Raw genomic sequence first — 6,203 nt, 5'->3', positions numbered from 1 at the left:
TTCTGCTCGTACCACTCTGGGACACCGGGCGCGATCCGAGCGTAGTTATCTTGGGTGCTCGCAGAAGGCCCATTATCACTGGCCAGAACTATAAGCGTATTGTCGTACTGGTCTGTTTCCTTTAGATAGGTTACCAGTCGTCCAATATGCTGGTCTGTTTCATGGAGAACAGCGCCGTAGACCGCCATGCGGTGTGCTAGATCCGTTCGTTGCTCATTATCCAGGTCATCCCAGGCAGGGGAACTTTCTAACCAGCGGGTGTCGATGTTTTCGTCAATCAGCCCGAGATCCTCCATGCGTTTTACTCGTAGATCGCGAAGTTCTTCAAAGTTGTAATCAGAGAGATAGAGCTTCTCATACGTTTCGATGAGAGTGTCATTTTCGACATGCAGCGGATCGTGTGGGGCGGTATAGGCAAGGTAGCCAAAGAATGGATCGTCTGAGCCCTCATTGTTTTCCAACATTTGAATCATCTCATCCGTGTAGGAGCGTGTAGAAAAAAAGTCCTCAGGAAGGGAATCCAAAGGCTCGCCGTTACGCTCATGAATGGCGGTATCGAAAGGCTCAACTGGACGAGGGAAAAGGCGCAACCCATCTGCGTAGTATGAGGCCCCGGCGTCGTATAAGGTGAAATTTCCGTCAAAGCCGAGATCCTGAGGGGTTTGGCCGCTCTCTCCGCCAAGGTGCCATTTACCAACCTGATAGGTTTCATATCCCGTCTCACTTAAGACTTCAGCGATACCCTCAAAATCACCTTCAAGGCTTCCTCGGTATCCGGGCGTTGAGGTCGGGACTCCCGGTGGGGTCAGCCCTTCCATCGAACCCAATCCCACCTTGTGAGGATGTTGCCCGGTCATTAGGGCCGCTCGGGTAGGGGCACAAAGGGGAGTCGTATGAAAATTAGTGAACTGAGTCCCCTCGGCTATAAGTGCATCGATATTGGGAGTTTCAACTTCTCCGCCGTATGCCCCTAAATCGCTATACCCTAGATCATCGAGAAGGACCATTAGTATATTGGGTTGTTCCTGATCGGCAGTTTCGGAGACCGCTTCTTCCTCTTGCAGGTTCGGGGCTGCTTCACACCCGGTTAATGCCAGTGTGAGTGCCAATGCACTCAGAGGCACCCCGAGTAAAGCTTTTGATGTAATTCGCTTGGCCTTACACGTCTTCATTTCTCGTCCTCACTGTACGACTGTTCTTATAAAATAAGGATAAAAATTAGTTGGTTTATAAGGTTCTCATTAAGGCGTGTTTTCGTCTTCGACTTTTATGCAATCTCCAGTCGAAGGATTGCGGACCTCCTGAGGTTTCGGGGCGATCATTGAAAGCAAATAGTGATGAAATACGCTCCATGTAGGTCTGCTGGGTGAACCGAGCAGCGTCAATAATGGGCAAAAACGGGGTGTCCTACCTCCAGCTGGAAGCAGGGCACCCGTATAGTGATTAGGAGTGGCGCCTGAGGCTTGCGAGCGCGTTGCCGCTGATCGCTACGAGACTAGGCGTTATTGCCGTTGCGTAGGCGGGCCGGCCAAATTCCTGACTTGCCTGGAGCGAGGATGCCGTTGGGGTCGAGGGCGTCTTTAATGGTTTCATTGAAGCGTCGTTGCGAGTGGTTGTTGAATCCAAACTGGTCCGCAGCGAGGTCCATGAATGAGAGGTGTGCACGGTATTCGCCGTAGCCTTTCTTGCCGGCGATGGCCACCATCTTCTTGGCAACTTCGTACGCTCGACGGGTTTGATCTTCATCCTTGGTGTCGAAAGCAAGCACATTGATGAAGGTGGTCGACCGCGCGTTGATAGGAAGCAGACCGGCCATGTGGTCTAGGCCGGCTTCCTGGACCATTTCTTTCATGAAAGACAGCGCGGTCAGGGTATCGGTGGTGGTCATTGGAATAACTGGTGAGAAGTCGACGTGTCCGCCTTCTTCTCCGCCGTACCATGAGGCCATTTTGTATAGGTCGAGGTTCGGGATCCCGATTTGGATCTGTTCGTGTGGGTTTTGGAGATTCTTCCACTCGGATTTTTCGTATTTTTCGCCGGTGACTTCAACGCCGGAAATCGATTCGAAACGCTTCTTGAGCTTCGCGTAACGGTGATCTACTACTGCTTCATCGCCATAGAGGGCAAAGCGCATCATCCAGCGGCCAAGGTCCAGTTCTTTTGCGATTTTGTCGATGATGTGTTCTGGCAACGGGCCGTCGCCATCCCACCAATCTTTGCGGGATGACATCATGGAGGCCATAATCAGTGTGTTGGAGAACTGTGGGCGCATATCGATTGTGCCATCAAGCATGAGTTCACGAAGTGCATCCACGATAGGGCCGATGTCATCGTCGTTCCAAGAGCGGAGCCACAATGGCATGTACACTTCGGGCTTAGGCGTGAGCCAGTAGCCCATTTTCGTGACAATGCCGTAGTTCGATTGCATGAAGAGTTCGGTCGACGTTGGGCCTAAACCGCGCTTATACAGCGGCCAGGTCTTATTGCCTTCCATCGCGCCCATGCCTGTGCGAATGAGGTCGCCGTCGGGTAGAACAACTTCCATCCCACAGTGCGACGCCTGGTCGATTGAGTAGGGCATGTAGGTCAGCCCATGGTCCAGGGTGTTTGAAACGACGCCACCCCAGCCAACGTCAACGATGGAAGCTGCCAAATCGTGCCCGCCGGCTTCGATTGCCTCATACAGGTCGATCCAGCTGACGCCGGGCTCCACCATGGCGTAACCCAGCTCTTCGTTGATCTCCAGCACTCGGTTCATGTTTTCAAACGACACAATGATCGATCCGTTGACCTGTGGAGCCGGTCCGCCGTAACCATTGTTTTTTCCACGACCAATCGGCCACAGCGGGATGCGGTGCTCATTTGCCAGACGGACGATCTCTTGGACCTCTTCGGTGCTGGTGGGCTTGATGACAGCAGCAGCAAGGTTGGTGGTCCAAGTAGAGATTTGGTACGGGTCGCGGTAAGCCTTAAGGGTCTCGTCGTCGGAGGCGACCTTCTCTGCGCCCAACGCTGCAACGAAGGCCTCCAGGGCCTTTTCTAGGCCTTCTTCGGTGACGCCGGGTGGGACAGCTTTGGTCAGGTTTTCAACGTTTTGAGTCATCGTAGTCTTCCTTTCGAAATTCGCGCATGTGGTGATACTCATCACACCAAGTTCTTCGAGCTTTTAGGCGAAAGTGGAGTTGATAGTGCACTGGCTGCACAGTGGTGTGCAGCATCCGCATAGGTGTAGGCTTATCTAGGTCAGAGAATTCACAAGTGGCTTCTCTTCAGCATGTGCTTGTTTTGTTTTGCGCTGTTGCGAGCGTTTGAGTACGCCAAGTGAGCCGCCAAGAATGCCCAAGGGCACGAGGAGGACCAGGAAGAAGCCACCAAGGCCAATTCCTGCGCCAGCGACGACTCCTCCAGCGGCGCCAAGGCCTGCCGATCCGAGTCGGGCATAAAGTTCCATGACGCCTAAGCCGGTGCCCTTGAGGTCAGCTGGATAGGCACCCACCGTGAGCACATTGCGTGTGGGGCCCACGGCCGCAGGGATGAAGAATCCTGCCGCTGTCAAGGTGATGAGCAAGGTGCCGAAGCCGGCATCCGAAGTGACGCTCACCAAGACTGCGGTAAGGGCCGCGAGGGTTATCGCTACTGCGACTGTACGGTACATCGGCAGCTTGACCAGAACCGAGCCCAGCAAGAGCATGCTCAAAACGCTGGCAAAGCCATAGAGCGCAAAGATAGTGCTGCTCTGGGCGGTATCCAGGCCCGGGGAGGGCTGTTGTAAGAGCAGCGGCAAGTACTGCACAATGACCATCTGGGTTCCCAAAGAAAAGAACGCAAAAACCCATAGGGCGATGGTGGTTCGGCGGAAGGTAGACGTGAGAAGCTGCTTCATTCCGCGGGTGGAGTGACTTGAGATTTCCGCACTCGCCAGGTCGATGCTTTCCACATTAATACGTGGGTTGATTCGCAGTAGCGCATGGCGCGCACGGCCGTGATGTCCTTTGTGGGCCAAGAATATTGGGGATTCGGGGATGATGAGCCAAATAAGTGTAATGAACACAAGAGGAAGGATGCCACCCAGGTACATGAGGGTCTGCCACCCAAGGGTGGGGAGCACAAATCCGGCCAGGACCGCACCAAGGGAGGTGCCTATGCCAAGTCCAGCATATGAGGCGGCAACCATGGCGGCACGCTGTTTCCCGGGAATCAGGTCTGATAGCAGCGCAACGCCGGTCGGTAGGACTGCGCCAATGCCTAGGCATGCGAGGAAGCGCCAGATCATGAACATATTGAAATCTGGAGAAGTGCCACCGAGGCCAGTCCCGATCGCAAAGAGTAGACCTGCAGCAATCAGTACGACCTTCCGTCCTAAGAGGTCGGAGAGGCGTCCAGAAATCAGGGCTCCGATGCCCATGAAAATAAAGCCGCCGGTGACCACGAGAGAAATCCCTCCGCCAACCGAGAGGCCCTCTCAGAGATAAGGGAAGGGAAGATGTGGCTGACGATCGTGGCGTCCATGCCATCGGTGACGAATAGGAAGAAAAGGAGGCCGAAAAACAGCCAGTGACGCCAGTTGAGGCCACCGGCATCTATGGCCTCCGACAACGTGTGTCCGTTGGAAGATTTGGTACACATTTTAAACCTTGCATGAAACTAGAAGTGTGAAGAAAACCTGTCGATACAGGTCGTGTCGTATCGAATATACATCAAAGGGCCGTGTTGTGCATCACATCTTTGGGGGTTTTTGTGGTGCATTTTGCAGTAAGGCTCCGAGGGTGACCGTGTCGTATCGAATGGGTGTAGTATCGGTTGCATGGCAGTACGTAGTGAAGCAAGTCATAAGGCGATTCTTGAGGCCACAATGGAACTTCTCGACCCAGATAGCGGCGAGGGGATATCGGTACAGAAACTCTCGATTGAGCGAATAGCCCGAGTGGCTGGTGTCAGTAAGACCACGATCTACCGGTGGTGGCCCAGTAAAGTTGCGGTCGTTATTGATAGTTTCGTAGCCAGCCATATTGCACGTACGCCTGTACGCGATGATTTGCCAGGACTCGAGGCGTTGCGCGAACATATGGGGGCGCTAGTAGAAACGTATGCGACCCATGAAGGGCGTCTTATTTCCCAACTGATCGCCGAGTGTCAGCACGACCAGAGCGCAATGAAGGAATTCAAGGAACGTTTTTGGCATAATCGGCGCGCCGCAGCTGTCTCGATAATTCGGCGTGCCCAAGAAGAAGGCGATATCTGGTCGGAACTGGATTCCGTCGGTGTTGCCGATTTGATTTATGCCCCGATTTATTTCCGCTTATTGTTCCAGTCCGGGCCGCTGGAGAGAGCATGGAGCGACCGGGTTCTTGATATTGCATTAACTGGGTTAACCCCGCGTGAGGCCGCCTAAGAACGGTTCGCTGTATTTCTATGCGGACAACATCTAGAAACAGATAGAACGGTACGAATACCGAGACTGCGATAACGACAACTGGTACGAAAGCGATGCCCGCCGCTTCTGTGAGGCCCTAGTGCGCCCACTCCTGTACCGTGTCCATGGCTATGACCAAGCTCATTGGGGAATAGAGGAAGATACTCAGCCGTCTGTTTTCTGCTCGTTCCCGTGTAGCCCCTTGTTTGGCCCCTCGTTATTGTGTGGCGGGGGTTCCTCTATCGTTTTTGTCAAGCTGCTTTGGCAAGATTGTGGTCCGTCTTTTAAGGTACCGGGTCTTGGTAGAAGGTACCGTCGCGCAGCATGGCATACAGCGTGTCGAGGCGGCGTCTGGCGAGGGCGATGAATGAACCGTCCTGGGTTTTGTTCCGTCCTAATTTGAGAGGATGGAAATATGCCAAGGAAGTACCCTCAATCGATTAAAGATCCTGCCACGCGCATGGTGTTTGACCGGCTAGAAGATGAAGACGCACCGAGTCGGTATACGGTGATTCGTGAGACTGCACCGAAGCTGAGTATTGCTACTGAGACGTTGCGGCGGTGGGTGGAACAAGCCGAGGTGGATACCGGCAAGAAGCCAGGTGTACCCACGGATGCCCAGGAGCAGATCCGGAAGTTGAAGCGTGAGAATGCTTCAGCTGCGCCGTGCCAATGAGATCCTGAAGGCGGGGTCGGCTTAATTGGGGTAAGGCCCAAAATGTGTGTATAGATTCCTGATTTTGGGTGTTGAAACAACCCGGAAACCAGTCTTGTGATCGTGGTTTCCGGG

General features: G+C 53.7%; 5 protein-coding genes. 2 read left to right on the top strand and 3 right to left on the bottom strand.

Going from position 1 to position 6,203, the window contains the following annotated elements; translation table 11 throughout:
* The 3 genes from K8V32_RS12995 to K8V32_RS12985 form a co-directional block, all read right to left on the bottom strand.
* The coding region (locus K8V32_RS12995) for a sulfatase-like hydrolase/transferase (RefSeq protein WP_303908289.1) at nucleotides 1-1,172 on the bottom strand (1,172 nt) is incomplete at its 3' end.
* A gap of 323 nt (nucleotides 1,173-1,495) precedes the next feature.
* Nucleotides 1,496-3,103: an FAD-binding oxidoreductase gene (locus K8V32_RS12990; protein ID WP_303908286.1), complete on the bottom strand. Its 1,608-nt coding sequence runs from the start codon at nucleotides 3,101-3,103 to the stop codon at nucleotides 1,496-1,498.
* A gap of 135 nt (nucleotides 3,104-3,238) precedes the next feature.
* Nucleotides 3,239-4,429: an MFS transporter gene (locus tag K8V32_RS12985; protein ID WP_303908283.1), complete on the bottom strand. Its 1,191-nt coding sequence runs from the start codon at nucleotides 4,427-4,429 to the stop codon at nucleotides 3,239-3,241.
* 375 nt (nucleotides 4,430-4,804) lie between these two features.
* On the opposite strand from K8V32_RS12985, the gene K8V32_RS12980 reads away from it, so the two are divergent.
* Both K8V32_RS12980 and K8V32_RS12975 read left to right on the top strand, forming a co-directional pair.
* Nucleotides 4,805-5,392: a TetR/AcrR family transcriptional regulator gene (locus tag K8V32_RS12980; protein ID WP_303908280.1), complete on the top strand. Its 588-nt coding sequence runs from the start codon at nucleotides 4,805-4,807 to the stop codon at nucleotides 5,390-5,392.
* Between the two features lie 436 nt (nucleotides 5,393-5,828).
* Nucleotides 5,829-6,089, top strand: a complete 261-nt coding sequence (locus tag K8V32_RS12975; RefSeq protein WP_303908277.1) for a transposase — start codon at nucleotides 5,829-5,831, stop codon at nucleotides 6,087-6,089.
* The last annotated feature ends 114 nt before the right edge of the window (nucleotides 6,090-6,203 follow it).

The sequence above is a fragment of the Enteractinococcus helveticum genome, from assembly GCF_020742345.1.
In the GTDB taxonomy this organism is placed as follows: Bacteria; Actinomycetota; Actinomycetes; order Actinomycetales; family Micrococcaceae; genus Yaniella; species Yaniella helvetica_A.
The sequence above is the reverse complement of the archived record's forward strand: the minus strand, read 5'-3'. Positions and strand labels throughout refer to the sequence as shown.

Coding starts and splice junctions, on each gene's coding strand:
- K8V32_RS12990 (WP_303908286.1), bottom strand. CDS start 3,103: ATGACTCAAAACGTTGAAAACCTGACCAAAGCTGTCCCACCCGGCGTC.
- K8V32_RS12980 (WP_303908280.1), top strand. CDS start 4,805: ATGGCAGTACGTAGTGAAGCAAGTCATAAGGCGATTCTTGAGGCCACA.
- K8V32_RS12975 (WP_303908277.1), top strand. CDS start 5,829: ATGCCAAGGAAGTACCCTCAATCGATTAAAGATCCTGCCACGCGCATG.